21 protein-coding genes are annotated in these 21,524 nt (G+C 68.4%); 12 read left to right on the top strand and 9 right to left on the bottom strand.

Annotation, left to right across the window (positions count from 1 at the left end; translation table 11 throughout):
* Window positions 1-25: 25 nt before the first annotated feature.
* The 3 genes from dapE (at window position 26) to G6N67_RS01965 (ending at window position 4,068) form a co-directional block, all read left to right on the top strand.
* On the top strand, window positions 26-1,093 hold the full coding sequence (gene dapE / locus G6N67_RS01975; protein ID WP_036437608.1) for a succinyl-diaminopimelate desuccinylase: 1,068 nt from the start codon (window positions 26-28) through the stop codon (window positions 1,091-1,093).
* A gap of 179 nt (window positions 1,094-1,272) precedes the next feature.
* Window positions 1,273-2,235: a mechanosensitive ion channel family protein gene (locus tag G6N67_RS01970; RefSeq protein WP_073910155.1), complete on the top strand. Its 963-nt coding sequence runs from the start codon at window positions 1,273-1,275 to the stop codon at window positions 2,233-2,235.
* A 222-nt stretch (window positions 2,236-2,457) separates the two neighbouring features.
* On the top strand, window positions 2,458-4,068 hold the full coding sequence (locus G6N67_RS01965; RefSeq protein ID WP_036437607.1) for an ABC-F family ATP-binding cassette domain-containing protein: 1,611 nt from the start codon (window positions 2,458-2,460) through the stop codon (window positions 4,066-4,068).
* A 3-nt stretch (window positions 4,069-4,071) separates the two neighbouring features.
* On the opposite strand, the gene G6N67_RS01960 is transcribed toward G6N67_RS01965, so the two are convergent.
* Window positions 4,072-4,878, bottom strand: coding sequence for a type VII secretion target (locus G6N67_RS01960; protein WP_051579024.1), 807 nt, complete (start codon window positions 4,876-4,878; stop codon window positions 4,072-4,074).
* Between the two features lie 42 nt (window positions 4,879-4,920).
* Window positions 4,921-6,999 carry an AAA family ATPase gene (locus G6N67_RS01955; protein WP_036437605.1) on the bottom strand — a complete coding sequence of 693 codons (2,079 nt, stop codon included), beginning with the start codon at window positions 6,997-6,999 and terminating at the stop codon, window positions 4,921-4,923.
* 76 nt (window positions 7,000-7,075) lie between these two features.
* Between G6N67_RS01955 and G6N67_RS01950 the strand changes: the two genes are divergently transcribed.
* The 7 genes from G6N67_RS01950 to G6N67_RS01920 all read left to right on the top strand — a co-directional run bounded on the left by G6N67_RS01950 (window position 7,076) and on the right by G6N67_RS01920 (window position 12,706).
* A complete protein-coding gene (locus tag G6N67_RS01950; RefSeq protein ID WP_036438559.1) occupies window positions 7,076-7,633 on the top strand; it encodes a cytokinin riboside 5'-monophosphate phosphoribohydrolase in 558 nt (185 codons plus the stop codon).
* Window positions 7,634-7,716: 83 nt separating this feature from the next.
* The gene (gene fadD6 / locus G6N67_RS01945; protein ID WP_036437603.1) at window positions 7,717-9,498 is read left to right on the top strand and encodes a long-chain-acyl-CoA synthetase FadD6; all 1,782 of its coding nucleotides are present in this window, start codon (window positions 7,717-7,719) and stop codon (window positions 9,496-9,498) included.
* Between the two features lie 48 nt (window positions 9,499-9,546).
* Window positions 9,547-10,443, top strand: coding sequence for a dihydropteroate synthase (gene folP, locus G6N67_RS01940; RefSeq protein WP_036437602.1), 897 nt, complete (start codon window positions 9,547-9,549; stop codon window positions 10,441-10,443).
* The gene (locus tag G6N67_RS01935) at window positions 10,440-11,384 is read left to right on the top strand and encodes a glucosyl-3-phosphoglycerate synthase (RefSeq protein ID WP_036437600.1); all 945 of its coding nucleotides are present in this window, start codon (window positions 10,440-10,442) and stop codon (window positions 11,382-11,384) included. The genes folP and G6N67_RS01935 overlap by 4 nt, the downstream gene beginning before the upstream one ends.
* A gap of 30 nt (window positions 11,385-11,414) precedes the next feature.
* On the top strand, window positions 11,415-11,804 hold the full coding sequence (locus tag G6N67_RS01930) for a DivIVA domain-containing protein (RefSeq protein WP_036437599.1): 390 nt from the start codon (window positions 11,415-11,417) through the stop codon (window positions 11,802-11,804).
* Window positions 11,801-12,370, top strand: coding sequence for a DNA-3-methyladenine glycosylase I (locus tag G6N67_RS01925; RefSeq protein ID WP_036437597.1), 570 nt, complete (start codon window positions 11,801-11,803; stop codon window positions 12,368-12,370). The genes G6N67_RS01930 and G6N67_RS01925 overlap by 4 nt, the downstream gene beginning before the upstream one ends.
* A 168-nt stretch (window positions 12,371-12,538) precedes the next feature.
* The gene (locus G6N67_RS01920; RefSeq protein ID WP_003406247.1) at window positions 12,539-12,706 is read left to right on the top strand and encodes a DUF3117 domain-containing protein; all 168 of its coding nucleotides are present in this window, start codon (window positions 12,539-12,541) and stop codon (window positions 12,704-12,706) included.
* A gap of 47 nt (window positions 12,707-12,753) precedes the next feature.
* On the opposite strand, the gene glgA is transcribed toward G6N67_RS01920, so the two are convergent.
* Entirely contained in the window at window positions 12,754-13,941 is a 1,188-nt protein-coding gene (gene glgA, locus G6N67_RS01915) for a glycogen synthase (RefSeq protein ID WP_110798627.1), read from the bottom strand.
* A gap of 155 nt (window positions 13,942-14,096) precedes the next feature.
* On the opposite strand from glgA, the gene glgC reads away from it, so the two are divergent.
* Window positions 14,097-15,311, top strand: coding sequence for a glucose-1-phosphate adenylyltransferase (gene glgC / locus G6N67_RS01910; protein WP_036437596.1), 1,215 nt, complete (start codon window positions 14,097-14,099; stop codon window positions 15,309-15,311).
* Window positions 15,312-15,323: 12 nt separating this feature from the next.
* On the opposite strand, the gene G6N67_RS01905 is transcribed toward glgC, so the two are convergent.
* From G6N67_RS01905 to G6N67_RS01895, 3 genes are read right to left on the bottom strand one after another with little or no spacing between them, the layout of a single operon-like run.
* Window positions 15,324-15,947 (bottom strand): DUF4126 domain-containing protein, encoded by a 624-nt coding sequence (locus tag G6N67_RS01905; RefSeq protein WP_036437594.1) that lies wholly within the window; start codon window positions 15,945-15,947, stop codon window positions 15,324-15,326.
* A gap of 40 nt (window positions 15,948-15,987) precedes the next feature.
* Entirely contained in the window at window positions 15,988-16,848 is an 861-nt protein-coding gene (locus G6N67_RS01900) for a lysophospholipid acyltransferase family protein (RefSeq protein WP_036437592.1), read from the bottom strand.
* On the bottom strand, window positions 16,845-17,645 hold the full coding sequence (locus G6N67_RS01895) for a class I SAM-dependent methyltransferase (RefSeq protein ID WP_036437591.1): 801 nt from the start codon (window positions 17,643-17,645) through the stop codon (window positions 16,845-16,847). The genes G6N67_RS01900 and G6N67_RS01895 overlap by 4 nt, the downstream gene beginning before the upstream one ends.
* A 73-nt stretch (window positions 17,646-17,718) precedes the next feature.
* Here G6N67_RS01895 and G6N67_RS01890 point away from each other — a divergent pair, with 73 nt between their 5' ends.
* Window positions 17,719-18,291, top strand: coding sequence for a TetR/AcrR family transcriptional regulator (locus tag G6N67_RS01890; RefSeq protein ID WP_036437589.1), 573 nt, complete (start codon window positions 17,719-17,721; stop codon window positions 18,289-18,291).
* Here the strand turns inward: G6N67_RS01890 and G6N67_RS01885 are convergent.
* From G6N67_RS01885 to G6N67_RS01875, 3 genes are read right to left on the bottom strand one after another with little or no spacing between them, the layout of a single operon-like run.
* Complete coding sequence (locus G6N67_RS01885; RefSeq protein WP_036437588.1) at window positions 18,279-18,953, bottom strand: methyltransferase family protein; 675 nt, start codon at window positions 18,951-18,953, stop codon at window positions 18,279-18,281. The two genes, G6N67_RS01890 and G6N67_RS01885, sit on opposite strands and share 13 nt — an antisense overlap.
* 13 nt (window positions 18,954-18,966) lie before the next feature.
* Window positions 18,967-20,553, bottom strand: coding sequence for an ABC transporter permease (locus tag G6N67_RS01880; protein WP_051579022.1), 1,587 nt, complete (start codon window positions 20,551-20,553; stop codon window positions 18,967-18,969).
* A complete protein-coding gene (locus tag G6N67_RS01875) occupies window positions 20,550-21,452 on the bottom strand; it encodes an ABC transporter ATP-binding protein (protein ID WP_036437586.1) in 903 nt (300 codons plus the stop codon). The genes G6N67_RS01880 and G6N67_RS01875 overlap by 4 nt, the downstream gene beginning before the upstream one ends.
* Window positions 21,453-21,524 lie beyond the last annotated feature (72 nt).

Genomic DNA, 21,524 nt, shown 5'->3' with positions numbered 1-21,524 from the left:
GGTTACTGGACTAGCCTCGACGTTCATGGGGCTAGACCTGCGCGCCGATCCGATCACCCTGACCGCCGCGCTGGTGGATATCCCGAGCGAGTCCCGCCACGAGCAGCGCATCGCCGACGAGATCGAAGCCGCACTGCGTGCGCAGGCACCGCACTTCGAGGTGATCCGCAACGGCGACGCGGTGCTGGCCCGCACCCACCTGGGCCTGCCGTCGCGCGTCATGCTGGCCGGCCACATCGACACCGTTCCGGTCGCAGGCAACCTGCCGAGCCGGCTCGACGACGGCGAACTGTGGGGCTGCGGCACGTCGGACATGAAGTCGGGCGACGCGGTGTTCCTGCACCTGGCCGCCACCATCGCCGCACCCGCGCACGACATCACGTTGGTGATGTACGACTGCGAGGAGATCGAGTCGAGTGCCAACGGGCTGGGCCGCATCGAACGCGAGCTGCCGGACTGGCTGGCGGCCGACGTCGCGATCCTCGGTGAACCGTCGGGTGGCTACATCGAGGCCGGGTGCCAGGGCACCATCCGCGTCGTCGTCAGCGCCTCCGGCACCCGCGCGCATTCGGCGCGCTCGTGGCTCGGGGACAACGCCATCCACAAGCTGGGTGCGGTGCTCGACCGCCTGAGTGCTTATCAGGCCCGCAGTGTCGACATCGACGGCTGCGTCTACCGGGAGGGGCTGTCCGCCGTCCGCATCGACGGCGGCATCGCGGGCAACGTCATCCCGGACGCCGCGTCGGTGACCGTCAACTTCCGGTTCGCACCCGACCGCAGCACCGAGCAGGCCCTCGCGCACGTGCACGATGCCTTCGAAGGTCTCGACGTGAGCATCGAGCTGACCGACGCCGCGGCGGGCGCCTTGCCGGGCCTGACGAAGCCGGCCGCGGCCGCGCTGGTGACCGCGGCCGGGGGAGCGGTCCGGGCCAAGTACGGCTGGACCGACGTGGCGCGCTTCGCCGCGATGGGCATTCCCGCGGTCAACTACGGGCCGGGCGATCCGAACCTCGCGCACAAGGTCGATGAGCGGGTCGAGGTCGCGCAGATCAGCGCGACCACCGACATGCTGCGCCGCTACCTGTCCAGCTAAATCGCGCCGAACTCACCCAGCAAACACCGCGCGGGCTCGCCTCAACCGCGTTAGGGTGGGGTTGCGGCTCGGCTGCAGGGGGCTCCTGGGGGGAACTCTCTTCGCGCGTTTCCGCGTGCGACGTGCTGTTTTCGGCACACGGCTTGGGCCGCGTCCGACAACTCGACAAAGGAGAGACAGTGTCAACCGCCTATCTGGCGATCGACTTTCAGGGGGGATTGTCCGAGGCGTGGTCCTCGGTAGCAACCTTCGTCCCGAAACTCGTCGCCTTCCTGGTGATCCTGGTGATCGGCTGGATCATTGCCAAGATCGTCGCCAAGATCGTCACGACGATCCTCAACAAGATCGGTTTCGACCGCGTGGTCGAGCGCGGTGGCCTCAAGGACGTGCTCGCCCGAAGCAGCTATGACGCGTCGGACATCCTCGCCAAGCTGGCCTACTACGCGATCCTGCTGATCACGCTGCAGATGGGCTTCGGGGTGTGGGGCCCCAACCCGGTGAGCGAGCTGCTCGCCGGGGTGGTCGCCTGGCTGCCGAAGCTGTTCATCGCGCTGGTCATCATCGTGGTGGTCGGGGCGATCGCCAAGGGCCTGAAAACGCTCATCACCAACGTCCTTGGCGGCCTGTCGTACGGCAAGCTGCTGGGCACCCTGGCCGCGGTGTTCGTGTGGGGCATCGGCATCATCGCCGCGCTCAATCAGATCGGCGTAGCGACCACGGTCACCACGCCGGTGCTCATCGCCGTGCTGGCGACGATCGGCGGCATCGCGGTCGTCGGCGTCGGCGGTGGCCTGGTGCGTCCCATGCAGGAGCGGTGGGACCGCTGGCTGGGCAACATCGAGTCGGAGATCCCCGCACTGCGCAGCCAGGCCGAGGCCTACCAGGCGAGCCAAGCCGAGGCGCAGCGGGCCGGTTATGGACCGCCCGCCGATCCGCCGACCACCCATTTCGAAGCCGCCCAGCAGCAGTACCCGCCGCGGCATGCCGAGCAGCCGCTCGGCGGTGCCGACCCGCGGCACTACCAGGAGCCGTATCGCGAGCCCTATCAGGAGCCGTACCAGGAACCGGGCCAGTATCCGGGGCACGGCTACGGCCCGCCGCCCGGAAATTACCCGCAAGGCGGATACCCGCCCCAGCACTGACACCGCGCGCTGTGGTCGGCGGGTCTTCGGACTCGCCGACCACAGCCAGATAATCGGTTGCGGCCATGGTTAACATGGGGAACTGCAACTGCTGTCAACCAAGGTGGGCTGAAACATGCTGGGAGACGACGACATCTCCGGGTAAATCCTGCGAGTCGCATTCCCTGTCGTCCTGTCCTGTTGCGGTGCGTCCAGCCGCCGCCCCCCTTGGAGATTTCCCGCATGCCTATCGTTTGTTCGAACCTGTCATTTTCCTGGCCCGACGACACCGAGCTGTTCTCGGAGTTGTCCTTCACCGTCGGCGCAGGCCGGACCGGACTGGTCGCGCCCAACGGCGCGGGCAAGAGCACGTTGCTCAAACTCATCGCAGGCCAATATCTTCCGACGTCCGGCTCGGTGACGGCCGACGGGACCGTCGGCTACCTGCCCCAGACGTTGCCGTTCGCAGGCGATCTGACGGTGGCCGCGGTGCTCGGGGTGGCCCCGGTGCTCGACGCGCTCGCGGCCCTGGCCGACGGTGACGCGCGCGACGAGATCTTCACCGTGATCGGTGACGACTGGGACATCGAGGAGCGCTCGCGTGCCGTGCTGGACCGGCTGGGCCTGACCGGCGTTGCGCTGGACCGTCGGCTCTCGACTCTCTCCGGCGGGGAAGTGGTCTCGCTGGGACTGGCGGCCGAGCTGCTGAAGCGGCCCGACGTGCTGCTGCTCGACGAACCCACGAACAATCTGGATTCCGATGCGCGCGAACGGCTTTACGACGCGCTCGACGACTATGGCGGCTGCCTGCTCGTGGTGAGCCACGACCGCGTGCTGCTCGATCGGATGGACCAGATCGCCGAGCTGTACCGCGGGGAGGTGCTGTTCTACGGCGGCAACTTCACGGCCTATCAGGAAACCGTCGAAGCGGGCAGGCAGGTCGCGGAGAACAACATCCGCAACGCCCAACAGCAGCTGAAGCGCGAAAAGCGCCAGATGCAGCAGGCGCGCGAACGGGCCGCCCGGCGCGCCGGTACCGCGGCCCGCAACGTCAAGGACGCCGGTCTGCCGAAAATCGTTGCGGGAAAACTGAAGCGAGACGCCCAGGAATCCGCGGCGCGTGCCGACGAGGTGCACGCGCGCCGTGTCGACGACGCCCGGAGCAAGCTCGACGAGGCCGAACGCGCGTTGCGCGACGACGCGGTGATCACCCTCGACCTGCCGGACACCGAAGTGCCCGCCGGCCGAACCTTGTTCACGGGCGAGCGTCTGCAGATCAGCCGCGGTGACCGGAAGCTCTTCGACGGCAACGGGATCGACCTGACGATCCGTGGGCCGGAGCGGATCGCGCTGACCGGGCCCAACGGTGCGGGCAAGTCGACACTGCTGCGCATCGTCTCGGGGGAGATCCAGCCCGACGCAGGCAGTGCGCACCGTGCCGACGGACGTGTGGCCTACCTGTCGCAGCGGCTCGATCTGCTCGACCCGGACAGGACGGTGGCCGAGAGCCTGGCTGCGGCCGCGCCCAGCCTGTCACATACCCGGCGCATGCATCTGTTGGCGCAGTTCCTGTTTCGCGGGGACCGCATCCACTTGCCGGTGTCGGCGTTGTCGGGCGGGGAACGGTTACGCGCAACCCTCGCATGTGTGCTCTACGCCGAGCCTGCGCCACAGCTGCTGCTGCTCGACGAGCCGACCAACAACCTCGACCTGGTCAGCGTGGGGCAGCTGGAATCCGCGCTCGACGCCTACCGCGGGGCGTTCATGGTGGTCAGCCACGATCAGCGGTTCCTCGACGCGATCGGCATCGAGCGATGGCTGCGGCTTGAGGCGGGCGAGCTGGCTACTGTCTGACCGTCACATGGAACGCGTTGGCGCGGTGGGGCCGCGGTCTTGATCACTCTTGGGCGCCATGGTGGTCTCGGCGCGGTTGCCCAGTTGCCGGGCCTCGTGCGGCTTGTCGTCGTCCTGCTTGTCGTCGTCCTGCTTGTCGGGTGGGTCACGGCGTTCGTCGTCACGCGCGCTCACGGCGTCAACCGGAGCCCGCTCGCCGTCGCCCTTGCCGCCGGCCCCGTCGGGAACTTCGCCCTTCGCGGTCGCGTCGGCCCCGGCATCCGCGCCGGCGGCCGCTTCCGCTGCGGCGCCGCCACCCTGCGTGGCGGCCTCGACGATGCCCTGCACGCCCTGGAACAGCTGCTGCGGGAGTTGTGAAAGGCCCTGCATGGCGCCCTGCACGGGCTGCGTGACGCCCTGCATCGCCTGGCCGGCCAGCTGGCCGAACTGACCCATCAGCTGGCCGGCAGCCTGACCGCCGCCGTCCGCGCCGCCGGTGCCCGCAGGCTTGGCGGCCGTGCCGTCGAGCTGGTCGGCCTGTGCGCGCAGGCGTTGGGCGGCTTCGATGTCTCCGCGCTCATAGGCCTGAGCCGCCTGGTTGAGCAGCTCGCCCATCTGCTGGGAGTTGGCGGCAGTCGCGCGGAATGCGTTGCTGCGGGAGGCCCCCGCGCTGGAAGTGGCGTTGTCGGCGGCAAAGCTGATGGGCCCCTGGGTCGATTGCAGCGACGGCGGTGCGACGGCGTTCGATTCGGTCAGCGTGTTCGAGGCGTCCTGGTGGGGCTGCGCCCATTCGCGATTGGCATCGGGCGAGAATTGGTAGGTACCGGTCATAGCGCTTCACCTCGACAGTGTTTGCGCCATTCTACGGCGCACTCAGGTGCCGGATGAACCTTGCCGGGCCGCGTCAGCTGCCGCGGCGGCCAGGCCCGCCGCGGCGTAGCGCGTCGAAACGTCCTGCAGCGCAGCGCTGTCGCGAGCCGCCAGGGCCCGGGCGTGGTCCAGGGTCAGCCGTCCGAATACGCAGTCGAGGTCTATCCGCTCGAGAGCGTCGGCCGCGCGCGTGTCGCCCAAGCGCACGGCATCGTGCAGGGCCCGCAACGCCACCGCGGACTGGCCGCCGCGTTCGGCGGCCTTGACCGCGTCGCGGGCGGCCGCGACCGCGCCGACCGAGTCCTTGCGGGCGTGGCACGTCCAAGCCTTGGCCAAGGCCAACTCCGGGGCGAACAGCATCGACTTGAGCCCGTGCCGGGATTCCGCGCGGGACAACGCTTTTGCCGCTTCCAAGGGCATATCCCGTTGTCCGAGGGCCTGCGCCGACAACATCCACGCCAGCGGTCCCCACGAATAACCGGTCGGCGCCAGTGCGGCGGTCGCGCGCCGCAGCAGCGCTACCGCCGTCTCGGCGCAACCGCGGGCCAGCAGCACGTCGGCGAGCAGCACCGCGCCGACCGCTCGGCCGGGTTGCTGCAGCTGCGCGAAATCGGCCATCTCCTGGGCCAGATCCTGCGCACGCTCCAGGTCGCCGGTCATGATCAGCGCCGTCGTCTGGCCGAAGCCACTGGTGAACCGCAACAGTCCGGGATGCCCCGCGGCCACCGCGCGCTGCGCCATCGCGTCGACCTCGCCGAACCGCCCCATGCGCGCGCAACTCAACGCGGCCGCCGAGGCCGCCCAGCCCACCGCGGTGTCGTCGGCGGACGGAGATGCCAGCACGTCCTCGGCGATCGAGAGCGCCCGGTCCGGCGCGCCGGCATTCATCGCGAACGTCGCCGCAAGCGCGTCCAACGTGGTCTGCGCTCGCGGCGTGGTCACGCGGTTGCGGGTGGCCCGCAGGAACGCCGTCGCACGTTCGGGCTCGGAGAGCATCCAGAACTGGTTCGCGGCCCGGGGCAGTGCCCACGACATCAACTCGGTCTCGGTCAGCGTCGCCGGATCGATCTCGGCCAGCACCGCGTCGGCCTCCCGGCCGCGGCCCTGCCACGCGAGTGCATAAGCCAGCGTGAGCTTTCCACCGAATCCAGCACCGGCGGCGAGCGCCGCACGGCCCAGGCGCTCGCTGAGCTCAAGGTCGCCCAGCCGCAGCGCCTCGGCGGAGGCCAGTGCCATCTCGTCCGGCGGGAGCGCCCGGTCGCTGTCCACGGCGAGCACCGCGAGCCGCAACCGATCCACCACGCCGCGGGCCGGGGTGGCCATGAGGCGTTCGACGAGGGCGGTACGCAGCCGGCGCAGGGCAGGCCCGCCGACCGCCGCACGCACCGCATCGCGAAACAGCGGATGCGCGCACGACACCATGGCGTCGTCGACCCGGATCGCGCCGCACTCGCGGGCCTGCTCGACCGAGTCGACACCGGTCAGTTCCACCAGATCCGACAGCGGCAAGGGGTCGTACACCGCCAGGTAACGCAGCGTGCGCGCAGCGTCGGCAGGCAGCTCCGCGATGAACTGCGAAACCTGCTCGGCCAGCCGGACATCGTCGTGGCCGGCGGGCTGCACCTCGATCCGGCTCAGCAGCCCGTCGCGCCACAGCGCCGAGACCTCGTCCGGCGCGTCGCCTGCCGCGGTGACGATCAGCTTGGCCGCGCGGCTTACGGTCAGCTGGTAGACGAGCGCGGCGGACAGCGGATCGAGAAACTGGGCGTCGTCGACCACCAGCAGCAAGCCCGATCCCAGCGAGTCCCTGGCGGCGCGCAGCACATCGGCGGTCTTGCCCGCCGCCGGCACCTCGATGAGATGGGCCACGGCCGCAAACGGCACCGCGGCATCGGATTCCGTGCCGGTCACCCACTCGACCCGCTGAAAGTCCGGGCCGATCCAGTCCACGGCGCTGCGCGCCAGCGAGGTCTTGCCGACCCCGGCGGGGCCCAGCAGTGCCGCGCCGGACCGCTCTCGCAAACCGGCTTCCAGGCCGTCAAGCACACGATCATGCGGCGTGATCACCCAGTCGACAGCCATCCCCCGCATCCTATGGCGCGGCCGCGCCGACCCGGCCCGAAATCCGGCGTTCATGCCGAACCCTTACGTTGAGTACGTGTCCGTTGAAGTCGACCGCCAGTGGGCGGTGTGTGTTTATTGCGCGTCGGGCCCGACGCATCCCGAACTGCTGGCATTGGCCAGCCAGGTAGGAGTCGCGATCGCCAAGCGCGGCTGGACCCTGGTGTCCGGCGGCGGCAACGTCTCGGCGATGGGCGCGGTGGCCCGGGCGGCCCGTTCGGCGGACGGGCGCACCGTCGGCGTGATCCCCAAGGCCCTCGTGCACCGCGAGCTCGCCGACGTCGACGCCGCGGAGCTCGTCGTCACCGACACCATGCGTGAGCGCAAGAAGGAGATGGAAGATCGCTCCGACGCGTTCATCGCGCTGCCCGGCGGCATCGGCACCCTCGAAGAGTTCTTCGAAGCCTGGACCGCGGGCTACCTGGGCATGCATGACAAGCCTCTGGTCCTCCTCGACCCCTTCGGGCATTACGAGGGCTTGGTGACGTGGCTTGAGGGGTTGGTCGCCACCGGCTACGTCGCGCAATCGGCGATGGATCGGTTGATCGTGGTCGACGATGTCGACGCCGCCCTCGAGGCGTGCGCGCCCGCCTGAACCGGTTAGGCAGAACCGGCGGTAACGCCGACCACCTGCGCGGTTAAGGTGTTGGCCAAATCGACGTGGAGGGGATTGACCGCATGACCGACGAGAACTCGGGTACCAGGAGCAGCGTCGGCCTGCTCGACATCGCCAGCCAGGTACCCGGCCTGATCATGGACGCGCCGGTCATCCTGCGCGGCGTGCTCACCGGTTTTCTGGCCCGGCCGACGGCCAAGACCTCGATCGGCAAGGTGTTCCAGGACCGGGCCGCACAGCACGCCGACCGCATCTTCCTCAAGTTCGAGGACGAGCGGATCACCTACAAAGAGGCCAACGAGACCGTCAACCGGTACGCCGCGGTGCTGGCCGCCAAGGGGGTCGGACACGGTGACGTGGTCGGCGTGATGCTGCGTAACTCGCCCGATGCGGTGCTGATGATGCTCGCGATCGTCAAGTGCGGCGCGATCGCGGGCATGCTCAACTACCACCAGCGCGGCCAGGTGCTGTCCCACAGCATCGGCCTGCTCAATGCGACCGCGGTGGTCGCCGAATCCGATCTGATCGATCCGATCACCGAGAGCGGCGCCGATACGACGGGTCTCATGACGGTCGAGGAGTTGCGGCGGCTTGCCAGCACGGCCCCGACCGGCAATCCGGCCAGCGCGTCGGCCGTGCTGGCCAAGGACAAGGCGTTCTACATCTTCACGTCGGGCACCACCGGCATGCCCAAGGCCAGCGTCATGACCCACTACCGCTGGCTGCGGGCGCTCGCCGGGTTCGGCGGCCTCGGGTTGCGGCTGCACAGCGACGACACCCTGTACTGCTGCCTGCCGCTGTATCACAACAACGCGCTGACGGTGTCGGTCGGTTCGGCGCTGAACTCGGGCGCTGCCCTTGCTCTCGGCAAGTCCTTCTCGGCATCGCGATTCTGGGACGAGGTCATCCGCTACGACGCCACCGCGTTCGTCTACATCGGCGAGATCTGCGGCTACCTGCTCAACCAGCCGCCCAAGCCGACCGACCGCGCCCACAAGGTCCGCGTCATCGTCGGCAACGGCCTGCGGCCGGCCATCTGGGACGAGTTCACGCAGCGTTTCGGCATCCCGCGGGTGTGCGAGTTCTACGGCGCCAGCGAGGGCAACACCGCGTTCGTCAACGTGTTCAACGTGTCGAAGTCCACCGGCATCTGCCCGAGCCCGGTCGCGTTCGTCGAATACGACCCCGACAGCGGGGAACCGGCCCGCGGCGCCGACGGGCGGCTGCGCAAGGTCCGCTCCGGGAAGCCCGGCCTGCTGCTGTCGAAGGTCAGCGATTTCCAGCCGTTCGACGGATACACCGACAAGTCGGCGACCGAGAAGAAGCTCGTGCGCAACGCGTTCAAAGAGGGCGACGTCTGGTTCAACACCGGCGACCTGATGCGGTCGCAGGGGTTCGGCCACGCGGCGTTCGCCGACCGGCTCGGCGACACGTTCCGGTGGAAGGGCGAGAACGTCGCGACCACCGAGGTCGAAGCCGCGGTCGCGGGCCACCCCGCGGTCGAGGAGTGCACGGTGTTCGGCGTTGAGGTGCCAGGCGCGGGCGGCCGTGCCGGCATGGCCGCGGTGCAGCTCAAGGAGGGCAAGGAGTTCGACGGCAAGGCTCTGGCCGATGCGTTCTACGGCAACCTGCCTGCCTATGCGGTGCCGCTGTTCGTCCGGGTCGTCTCCGAACTGGCGCACACCTCGACGTTCAAGAGCCAGAAGGTCGAACTGCGCAAGCAGGGGTACGGCACCGAGATCGAGGATCCGCTGTACGTGCTGGCGGGCCGCGACGAGGGCTACGTGCCGTTCTACGCCGAATACCCCGACGAGGTCGTGGCGGGCAAACGGCCCAAGGGCTGACCGGCACGCGCCGCCTGGCCGACCAGGGTGTACAGGTGGTCAGGCACTATGGAAGGCGTGTTGGCGAGCGGCGGGACAACGTTTTGCGGGCGCCCGGTCGCAGGTGACCGGGCGCTGATAATGGCGATCGTCAACCGCACCCCTGACTCGTTCTACGACCGCGGCGCGACGTTCACCGACGAGGCCGCCAAGGCCGCGGTCGCCCGCGTGATCGCCGAGGGTGCCGACGTCATCGATGTCGGCGGGGTCAAAGCCGGCCCGGGCAGCACCGTCGACGCCGACGAGGAGATCGCGCGCGTCGTCCCGTTCATCGAATGGGTGCGGACCACCTACCCCGACCAGTTGATCAGCATCGACACCTGGCGCTCGGCCGTCGCCAAGCAGGCCTGTGCGGCCGGGGCGGACCTGATCAACGACACCTGGGCCGGCGCCGACCCGGGCCTGCCCGAGGTGGCCGCCGAGTTCGGCGCGGGCCTGGTGTGCTCGCACACCGGCGGCGCGGTGCCGCGCACCCGGCCGTTCCGGGTGAACTACGGCATCACCGAACGCGGCGTGGTCGACGACGTCATCGCAGAGGTCACCGCGGCGGCCGAGCATGCAGTGGCCACCGGGGTGGCACGCGACAAGATCCTGATCGATCCGACCCACGATTTCGGCAAGAACACTTATCACGGTCTTAGTTTGTTGCGCCACGTAAAAGATCTTGTTAAGACCGGATGGCCGGTCCTGATGGCCCTGAGCAACAAGGATTTTGTCGGGGAGACTCTCGGTGTGGACCTGACCGAACGCCTGGAGGGCACGCTGGCCGCGACGGCACTCGCCGCCGCGGATGGCGCCGCCATGTTCCGGGTACACGAGGTGGGGTCCACACGGCGCGTACTGGAGATGGTCGCGTCGATCCAGGGAGTGCGGGCACCCGCACGAACAGTGAGGGGACTGGCATGACCGTGATACCTGAACTGACCGACGGAGTGGTCGGGCATCGCTGGCTGACCGACCACAGCTGGAACCGGCCGACATGGACCGTCGCCGAACTGGAGGCCGCCAAGGCCGGACGCACGGTCTCGGTGGTGCTACCCGCCCTGAACGAAGAGGAGACCGTCGGATCCGTCGTCGAGACCATCACGCCGCTGCTCGGCGGCCTGGTCGACGAACTGATCGTGCTCGATTCCGGCTCGACCGACGACACCGAGATCCGCGCGGTCGCCGCGGGCGCGCGGGTGGTCAGCCGCGAGGTCGCGCTGCCCGAGCTCGCGCCCCAGCCCGGCAAAGGCGAGGTGCTGTGGCGGTCGCTGGCCGCCACGACGGGCGACATCATCGCGTTCGTCGACTCCGACCTGATCGACCCCGACCCGATGTTCGTCCCGAAGCTGCTGGGCCCGCTGCTCACGACCGACGGCGTGCACCTGGTCAAAGGTTTCTACCGGCGCCCGCTCAAGGTCAGCGGCGCCGAGGACGCCAACGGCGGTGGCCGGGTCACCGAGCTCGTCGCGCGCCCGCTGCTGGCCTCGCTGCGGCCCGAGCTCAACTGCGTGCTGCAGCCGCTGGGCGGTGAATACGCCGGCACCCGCGAACTGCTGACATCGGTGCCGTTCGCACCCGGCTACGGCGTCGAGATCGGCCTGCTGGTCGACACCTACGACCGGCTCGGGCTGGACGCCATCGCCCAGGTCAACCTCGGCGTGCGCGCGCACCGCAACCGACCGCTGACCGAGTTGGCCTCGATGAGCCGCCAGGTGATCGCCACGCTGCTGTCGCGGTGCGGCATCGCCGACTCCGGCGTGGGCCTGACCCAGTTCTTCGCCGACGGCGACGGGTTCACGCCAAGGGTTTCGTCGGTGTCGCTGGCCGACCGGCCGCCCATGGTGACGCTGCGCCCGCACTAGTTGTCGGTTGCGTGAGGCAGTATCGAAGACGTGACACTGATACTGCTGTACCTGGTGGTGCTCGTGCTGGTTGCCACGGTGCTGTTCGGGCTGGGCAGTGTGCTCTTCGGCCGCGGCGAGACACTGCCGCCGCTCCCGCGGGGCACCACCGCGACCGTGCTGCCCGCGTCAGGGGTCACGGGGGCCGATGTGGACGACCTCAAGTTCGCCCAGGCCCTGCGTGGCTACAAGACCAGTGAGGTCGACTGGGCGCTGGACCGGCTCGGGCAGGAGCTCGACGCGTTGCGCGGGGAACTGGCCGCGCTGCGCGCCGCGTACGGGGTTCCCGACGACGATGCCGAACCTGACGAAGCCGAATCCGACGATGTCGAGGTCTCGGCCACGGCGGGCCGGGTGCGCGCGAGCGACGAGCAGCCGTGACCGACGACGGCCGCGTCCGCTGCGGCTGGGCCGCCGACCCTGCGGGTGGCTCGACGCTCTACCGCGACTACCACGACACCGAGTGGGGCCGGCCGCTGCGGGGTGCCGGTGCGTTGTTCGAGCGGATCAGCCTCGAGGCGTTCCAGAGCGGCCTGTCGTGGCTGATCATCCTGCGTAAACGGGACAACTTCCGGCAGGCCTTCGATCGGTTCGAGGCCGAGAAGGTCGCGCGGTACACCGATGCCGATATCGAGCGGCTCATGGCCGACACCGGGATCGTGCGCAACCGGGCCAAGATCGAGGCCACCATTGCCAATGCCAGGGCCGTCACCGAACTCGACGTCGACCTCAGCGATCTGCTCTGGTCGTTCGCGCCGCCGCGCCGGCCGCGTCCGGCCGACCTGTCACAGGTGCCTGCGGTGACCCCGGAGTCGACCGCGATGGCCAAAGAACTCAAGCGTCGCGGCTTCAAGTTCGTCGGACCGACGACGGCGTACGCGTTGATGCAGGCCACCGGAATGGTCGACGATCATGTCGCGTCCTGCTGGGTTCCGGCCGCCGAGTAGCCGCCACGCCAGCGCCATCCGACGGGTCTTTGCACACCCATCGCTGCGGATAGGGAAGAATAGGGGAAGTTCAGTAGCAGTTCAGCGCCGGGTGCCGTCAACGAGTGGGCGGCGTCGGCCCCGACCTGGCCCGCTTACGCGGACCGGCTCAGTTGGAGGGAGCACTCGATGGCGGCGATGAAGCCCCGGACCGGCGACGGTCCACTGGAAGCAACCAAAGAGGGGCGAGGCATCGTGATGCGAGTACCGCTGGAAGGCGGTGGACGCCTGGTTGTCGAGCTGACCCCGGATGAAGCCGCCGCCCTCGGCGACGAACTCAAGGGCGTCACGAGTTAGTGCCTTTCGGCGTGATCGGTTGCGGGTCGTGACCGATCACGCCGAATCTACGCCGACACCTCGCGGTAGATCTCCAAGGTCTGCTCGGCGATGTGTGCCCACGAGAACTCGTCAATACAGCGCTGACGCCCGGCCTCGCCATATTTCTTCGCCGTATCGGGTTCAGCCACCAGCGAGTTGACCGCGTCGGCCAGCCGGCCTTCGTAGAGCTCGGGCTCGTTCGCGTCGTAGTGCACCAGCAGTCCGGTCTGCCCGTCGGCGACCACCTCGGGGATGCCGCCGACGTCGGAGGCCACCACCGCAGTCGCGCAGGCCATCGCCTCCAAGTTCACGATCCCCAACGGTTCGTAAACCGAAGGGCAGACAAAAACCGTTGCTGCGGACAGTATTTCGCGAATCTTCTGGACCGGCAGCATCTCGCGGACCCAGAACACGCCGGTGCGGGCGCGGGCCAGCTCCTGCACCGCCGAGGACACCTCGGCGGCGATTTCGGGAGTGTCCGGCGCGCCGGCGCACAACACCAGCTGCACCTCCGGGTTGAACCGGTGCGCCGCGGCGACCAGATGCGCGACACCCTTCTGCCGGGTGATGCGCCCGACGAACGCGACGATGGGCCGGCTCAGGTCGACGCCCAGTTCGGCCAGCACCGAGTCCTCGCCAGGGGGCGCTCCGCCTGAATCGCTCCTCACGTGCGCGGGAAACCACACGTCGGTGTCGATACCGTTCTTGACCACGTGCACGCGGCCGGGATCCAGCGCCGGGTACGTCCGCAGCACGTCGTCGCGCATGCCCGCACTGACGGCGATCACGGCATCGGCTGCCTCGACGGCCGTCCGTTCGACCCACGAGGACACCCGGTAGCCGCCGCCGAGTTGCTCGGCCTTCCACGGCCGCATCGGTTCGAGTGAGTGCGCGGTCAACACATGGGGGATGCCGTAGAGCAGCGCCGTGAGATGGCCGGCCATCCCGGCGTACCACGTGTGCGAGTGCACGACGGTGGCGTCGGCGGCGCTGTTGACCATGTTGAGGTCCGCGGACAGGGTCGCCAGCGCGGCATTGGCGCCCCGCAGCGCCGGATCGGGCTGCGCGACGATCGCGCCGTCGCGCGGCGCGCCCATGCAATGCACGTCGACTTCACACAAATGACGTAACTGCGCGACGAGTTCGGTGACGTGCACACCGGCCCCGCCGTACACCTCGGGTGGATACTCCCGAGTCATCATGGCCACCCGCATATCTGGCACGGTAGCGGCCGGTTCGTCGCGCCGCACGGTTGTCGACAACCTTGCTCCGATGTTCATCCGCCGCGGCGCCAAAAACCCTTGACGGCAGCCGGGACCAATCGGGCCAATGGCTAGCCGGAGTGCTTGCTGGCGGATAGGTTTGGAGCATGAGGGAGCTGCCACACGTGCTGGGCATCGTTCTGGCCGGCGGAGAAGGCAAGCGGCTGTACCCGTTGACGGCGGACCGGGCCAAGCCTGCGGTTCCCTTCGGCGGTGCGTACCGGCTGATCGATTTCGTGCTGTCGAATCTGGTGAACGCCAGATACTTGCGGATCTGCGTTCTCACGCAATACAAATCGCATTCGCTCGATCGCCACATCAGCCAGAACTGGCGGCTGTCGGGCCTGGCCGGTGAGTACATCACCCCGGTGCCCGCGCAGCAGCGGCTGGGGCCGCGGTGGTACACGGGTTCGGCCGACGCGATCTATCAGTCGCTGAACCTCATCTACGACGAGGATCCCGACTACATCATCATTTTCGGCGCCGACCATGTGTATCGCATGGATCCCGAGCAGATGCTGCGGTTCCACATCGAGAGCGGCGCGGGCGCGACGGTGGCCGGAATCCGGGTACCGCGTTCCGAGGCCACCGCGTTCGGCTGCATCGACGCCGACGATTCCGGGCGCATCCGGGAATTCGTGGAGAAACCGCCTGACCCGCCCGGCACCCCCGACGATCCCGAGCAGACCTTCGTGTCGATGGGCAACTACATCTTCACCACGAAGGTGCTGATCGACGCGATCCGGGCCGACGCCGACGAAGACGGCTCCGATCACGACATGGGCGGCGACATCATCCCGCGGCTGGTCTCCGACGGCATGGCCGCGGTCTACGACTTCAACAACAACGAAGTCCCGGGGGCGACCGAACGCGACCACGGATACTGGCGCGACGTCGGCACGCTCGACGCGTTCTACGACGCCCACATGGATCTGGTGTCGGTGCATCCGGTGTTCAACCTGTACAACAAGCGCTGGCCGATCCGAGGTGAATCGGAGAACCTGGCACCCGCCAAGTTCGTCAACGGCGGCTCCGCGCAGGAATCGGTGGTCGGCGCGGGCAGCATCATTTCCGCGGCCTCCGTGCGCAATTCGGTGCTGTCGTCCAATGTCGCGATCGATGACGGCGCCATCGTCGAGGGCAGCGTGCTGATGCCCGGGGTCCGGATCGGGCGCGGTGCGGTGGTACGCAAGGCCATTCTGGACAAGAACGTCGTGGTTGGTCCCGGCGAGATGGTCGGTGTCGACCTTGAGAAGGACCGCGAGCGCTTCTCGGTCAGCGCGGGCGGCGTCGTGGCCGTCGGTAAGGGCGTGTGGATCTGACGCGCGCGGCGTTCACTCCCATGGATCGACCGCGGCGGGTTGGCTTTTCGTGGCTTTGACCGCCGCTCGGCGGCGACGCCACCGCCACACGCGAAAAATGGCCCACGCCAAACCAACTAAAGCCACCAATACCAACACCGGTAGCAGGATCGCCACGAACACCAACCCCACGCTGGTGACGTCTTCGAGCGTCGACAGCACCGGGGCCGCGACGCCGGCCGAGGCGACGTTGGCCGCCGGCCGCACGGCTGTCTTGGTCAGCGATACCACCAGCGCGGTCACCACACCGATCGCCACCGGAATCCATTGACCCGACTGCGCGAAGGCGCCCGGATCCGTCACGGCCGAGGTCTGGGCGGCCGTGCCCGACCCGAACACTATGCCGCCGGCCGTGGGCCGCACGAACGTCTGGATCGTGTCGTTGACCGTGTCCAGCGCAGGGATCTTGTCGGCGACCACCTCGACCACCAGCAGCACGCCGACGATCGCCATCACCCAGCCGTTCTCCAGCCACGCCCAGCCGTGCGGCAACGTCACCAGGTCGGTGAACCGGGACAGCAGGCCCAGCGCCAGCAACGGGATGTATGCATTCAATCCCGCCGCGGTGGCCAGCCCGAAACCGGTCAGCAGTTCCACATCTGCAGTATGACCGCGGGATGGTCGGGAGACGGGCTCTTCAGGACACCGGCTGTTTCGCGCTGCGCCATGCCAACGGATTCAGTTCTCGGTAGGGATCGTCGCGGCGCACGGCGAGCAGCTTCGCCAGGGCCCGTTCCAGCGAGTCGTGGGTGGTCTGCTTGACGGAGTCGACCCACGTCTGTGCTGACCGGCCGGGCGGTTCCGTGGTCTCGATCGGTTCCGCGAACCGCAGATACATGCGTTGCGGGCGGGGGATCAGCGTCGGGCCGACGCCACGTATGAGTGGCATCGCCATATCGCTGCGGCCCGAGAGTTTCTCGGCGACGGACTGGCTGAGCCGGCCCCACCAGTCGTCGCGCGCGGTGAGGCTCAGGTAGACGTCGTCGCCGCCGACGAGTGCGACCGGGACGATCGGGTAGTCGTGTTCGATCGATATCCGCGCGAATCCCGTTCGCCCGGCCCAGCGCAGCCGGTACTGCTCACCCCGGAACTTGGGAATCTCGCGGCCACCGCCGGGAAACACCAGGATGGGTTCGTTGTGCCGCATGAGCTCGCCGGCCACCTCGGGCGCGCCGACGACGGCTCCGCATGCGGCCAGCATGTCACCCGCCGGGCCCGGCAGGTTCCCGAACGCGCGATCGGTGAGCGGCCGCACCCGCATACCGATTTCGCGGCGCACGACATAGGGGATCAACAGTGTCTCGGAGCCGAACTGGGTGTGGTTGCCCACCAACAGGAATCGGCCGTCCCGGGGAATATTGGCCAGCCCTTCCACATAGGGTCGGTACAGGTCGACCAATGGCGCAATGCCGTCGGCAACCGCCTCCGCCGCCCGGCGCATGGCGCGGACCCGGCGGGGCTGGTTCATGATCGCGTCGGTGTCACGCGCGTCGGTCATGACCGGGGCGCTTGCGCGTCGCGCGTGAAGGTGACCACCGTCGGTCGGGGGCCGAGGCGAAACTCGCTCGGCAGAAAGGTGATCCGAATGTCGGGAGCGGCCGCCGCGGCCAGCGCGGTGAAGGCCGACCGGCTGTAGGCGCGCAGCGAGCTGATGAATCCGTCATGGATCAGCGGCCGAACCGAGGGTAGCGGCACCAGCGCGACGGCCGACGGTGCCAGCAGCAGGGCGGTCAGGATGAATCCGACCGGCGACTGCCGGGCGAGATCGATGACCAGGAACCGCTTCCCGACGCGGGTGGCCTCGGCGATCGCGCGAGCCGCGACGGCAGGCGGGAGGTGGTGGAATGCCTGCGCGAACACCACGAGGTCATAGCTGTCGTCTTCAGCGTCGATTGCGGTGGCGTCGACCACTTGCGTGCGCACCCGTGGATGCCGGCCCAGAGCTCCGTCGGCGATGTTGGCCACCGAGGTGGGATCGAGATCACTCACGGTGACCGTCGCGGTCGGGTGCAACCGCAGGATCTCTGTCGAAAGCTTGCCGTGTCCTGCGCCCAGTTCGAGGATGCGCGGATTGGCGGTTCGCGAGACCAGGTCGAGGGCGATGTGCGCGTTCTTCTCGTGCTGGCGCGTGCGGGTGCCGATCCGGTCGAGCGCGGTGATGACCTTCTGCTTGACTTCGTCGGGGATGTCGTAGCGGTCGGTGTATTCCAGCATGTCGGTCTGCAAACGCCGGTCCAGCCACGAGGCGTCGGGTCCGCCGCGGGGCATGCTCGCAACGGCTGCGATCTCACTCATGTCGATGCTCCTGTCGTTCGGATGTTGCCACCACCGTACCGAACGAACTAGTTCGTCTGGCTATGATTTGGCTGTGAGAAGCACAACGGAACTGCGTGACGAGATCCTCGCGGCCGCGCGAACCGAGTTCGCCCAATGCGGCCTGGCCGGTGCGCGCGTCGACCGCATCGCCAAGGCCGCGCAGGCCAGCAAGGAGCGCCTGTACGCCCACTTCGGCGACAAGGAGACGCTGTTCCGGGAGGTCTTCGCGGCCGACGGTGCCGAGTTCTTCCGGTCGGTGACCTTGCGGCCCGACGCCGTCCCCGAATTCGTCGGTGACATCTTCGACCTGGCCTGCCGCAGACCCGAGCACCTGCGCATGATCACGTGGGCGCAGCTCGAGGGATTCACGCTCGACGAGCCGCAGGCCGACGGCAAACCCGTGCACGCGCAGGCCGTGGCGGCCGTCGAAGCCGCCCAGGCCGCCGGTCACGTCGACCCCACCTGGGATCCGACCGACCTGATCGTCATGCTGTTCGCGATCGGCCTGGCCTGGGCCAACCTGCCGCACCCCGACGTGGTGAGCGACGATCCCGCGGTGCTCGCGCAGCGCCGGGCCGCGGCCGTCGAGGCCGCCACGCGGGTCGTCGCGCCTCACCACACGTAGGGCAGGAGCCGGTACCGGACCTTGTGCGTGTACTCGTCGTAGCCGTCGAGTTCGGCTCGTAGCATGTTCTCCTCATCGCTGATCCGCACGCCCAGGATGGGGATGGCCAGGATCGTCGGAACCAGTCCCCAGTACGAACCCAGCGCGATCGACGTACCGAACATCATCAGGAGCGTGCCGAAGTACATCGGATGGCGGACCAGTCCGTACAAACCGGTGGACACCACGTGCTGCTCGGCCTCCACGCGGATGCTGGCTCCGGCGAAGCTGTTCTGGAACACCACGAACTGCGCGAGCAACAGCCCGCCCGCCACGAGCACATCGCCGAGGATCACCACCGTGGTCGGCACATCCGACCAGCCGAACCGGTGGTCCAGTGCGCTGACGACGAGGACCGCGAGCACCGCGACGATGGTCAGCGAGATGACGATCTTCTGCACGAGCCTGGTCTCGGCCGTCGGGCCGCCGTGCATACGGCGCCGCAGCGCGGCGGGATCCTTGACGGCCAGATAGATACTGGGGATCAGGGTGGCGGCCAGGAACACCCCGATGAAAACCCAGGCCTGCCAGTAGTCGAACGTGCCCGCGGGCCAGAACAGGGCCGCGCCGAAGAACACCAGCCCGAACAACCCGGATGCGCTCGTCTGAAGGGCGAGTTTCATGATCGTGCTCCTCTCACACTGCGTCGCGGCTGCGGTAGATCCAGCCGGCGGCGAGGGTCAAAATCGTTGCGGCGACGAGCATCAGACCCAACGCCGCGGCGGGAAAATCTGTGGGCACGGTGGTCTGGCCGACCGGAGACAGCTCGATCAGCCACCGCGGTAGGCGCAGCAGCGCTCCGAGGTACAGCGCGACGATCACGAAAGTGACTGCCAGCCAGCCGATCCAGGGCGCACGCAGCGAGACCGCCAGCGCGGCGACCCCCGCGAGAACTGTCATCGCAGGCACAAAGGCCAACCCGGCCAACGTGAGCCGGACGATCGTTGCGGGCTCGCCGAGCGTGAGGCCCGCTCCCAGGCCGTTGCCCAAACCGGCGCAGAACATCAGGACGGCGGAGCCGAGCACGGCGGCGGCCACCGCACCGACCAGCCAGCGCCAGCGCGACACCGCGCCTGCCAGCACGGCCTCGCCCAAGCCGCTCTGCTCGTCGGCGTGAACCCGCAGCACGGCGGAGACGACGTAGCCGCACGCGGCCGCCGCGAGGAACTGCGTCATGGTGGTGTACACGCCGTCGTTGCCCTGTGCCGCGAGCACGCGCGCGATCAGTTCGTTGTCCCGCGCGGCGTCCATGAGCGACTTCGTCATCGACCCGAAAGCCAAGCCGGCGAGGAACAATCCGACGCTCCACCCGATGACCTGGCCCCGCTGCAGCGTCCAGTGCAGATTGAACGGCCCGCTGATCGCGTGCGCGTGCGGACGCTCGCCGGTCGACGGGATGGTGCCGGCGTCGTACTGCCGCCGGACCTCAAGCGCCGCGGCGAGTGCCATCAGCCCGAGCGTCAGCAGCACCAGCAGTGCAAAAGGCCACCATCGCAGTTCGACGAACGGCCGCATCTGCTGCGCCCAGGCGATGGGGGAGAACCAGCTCAGTGCGCTGCCTGCGTTGTCGACGACGTCGCCGACCCCGCGCACCAGCGCCGCGACGGCCAGCGCACCCATCGCGGCGCCCGTCGCGGTGCGGGCCTGCCGCCACAGCTGCGCGGTGACCGCGGCCACCGCGCCGAAAACCATGGCCACACCCGTGATCCCGAGGCACATCGCGGCCGTGTCGACGAATGAGAAGCCGGTTGCCGCCATGGCCACCGTCATGGTGCCGGCCAGGACCGCGTTGAGTCCGCCGACCAGCAGCAGCGCCGCGAACGTGCGCGCATAGCGGCCGACGACCGAGGACATCATGAGTTCGGCCGCCCCGCTTTCCTCTTCGGAGCGGGTATGGCGGATCACGGTGAGAATCGACAGGATCGACGTTGCGATGATCAGGGTGAGCATGAGCTCGTTGGCCATCATCACGCCGAGATCGGTCTCGTCGATGCCGAACATCGGGCCACCGAGCATCATGCCGGCCGGGGTCTTGAGCAGGTTCACGCGCGCGAGGCGCTGCGGCTCCTCGGGGTAGGCGAGCCGGATCGCATTGGGCGCGTAGACCATCATCAGTGTCAACACCGCGATCCACACGCTCAGGCGGACGCGGTCGCGCCTGACGGCCAGCCGCAGCAGTCCGCCGACACCGGTGAACTGCGGTGTCAGCGTCGCGCCGGTCACGGTGTCACACCCTGATATTCGCGGAGGAACATGTCCTCCAGGGACGCCGGGGTGACGGTCAGATCCTCGATACCCAGATCGGTGAGGTGCTCCATGGTGAACTCCAGGTCGGCGCGGTCCACCGAGAATCTGACCTGCCCGTCGCGGATGCGGAAATCGTGCACATACGGAACCTGTTGCAGGGCACGGCCGTCCGATCGGGTTCTGGCCGCCACCGTGGTGCGCATGAGGTGGCGCAGTTCGGCCAGGGTGCCCGAGCGCACCGTGCGGCCCGCCCGGATGATGGTCACGTCATCGCAGAGCTTCTCGACCTCGGCGAGGATGTGGCTGGACAACAGCACCGCGGCGCCGTGCCGGGAGACCTCGGCCACGCACTGCTGAAATGCGCGTTCCATCAACGGGTCCAGGCCCGACGTGGGCTCGTCGAGGATGTAGAGCTCGGAGTGGCAGCTGAACGCCGCGATGATCGCGACCTTCTGCCGGTTGCCCTTCGAGTACGTCCTGGCCTTTTTGTGCGGATCGAGTTCGAAACGGTCGATCAGCTGATCCCGTCTGCGGGTGTCGACACCGTTGCCGCGCAGGCGGCACAGGAAGTCGATGGCCTGCAGCCCGGTCAGATTGGGCCACAGCGTCACATCACCTGGCACATAGGCGATCCGGCGATGCAGGTCCACCGCGTCGTGCCACGGGTCACCGCCGAGCAGCCGTACCGTGCCGCTGTCGGCGCGGAGCAGCCCGAGCAGCACGCGGATCGTTGTGGACTTGCCCGCGCCGTTCGGGCCGAGAAAGCCCGTGACATGGCCGGGGGACACCGTGAGGTTGAGCCCGTCCAGCGCCCGCGTGTGGCCGAACGACTTTGACAGGCCGCGGATTTCGACGGCAGGAGCGTAGTTGTTCATGTGGTCCTCACTCGTATGGATGGGACGGCGGGTGGACTTGATCCGGGTCTAGTACTTGGTGTTCGTGGAGAT

This window comes from Mycolicibacterium mageritense (assembly GCF_010727475.1).
GTDB classification, from domain to species: Bacteria; Actinomycetota; Actinomycetes; order Mycobacteriales; family Mycobacteriaceae; genus Mycobacterium; species Mycobacterium mageritense.
Note: the sequence above shows the minus strand (reverse complement) of the source record. Positions and strands in the feature narration are given on the sequence as shown.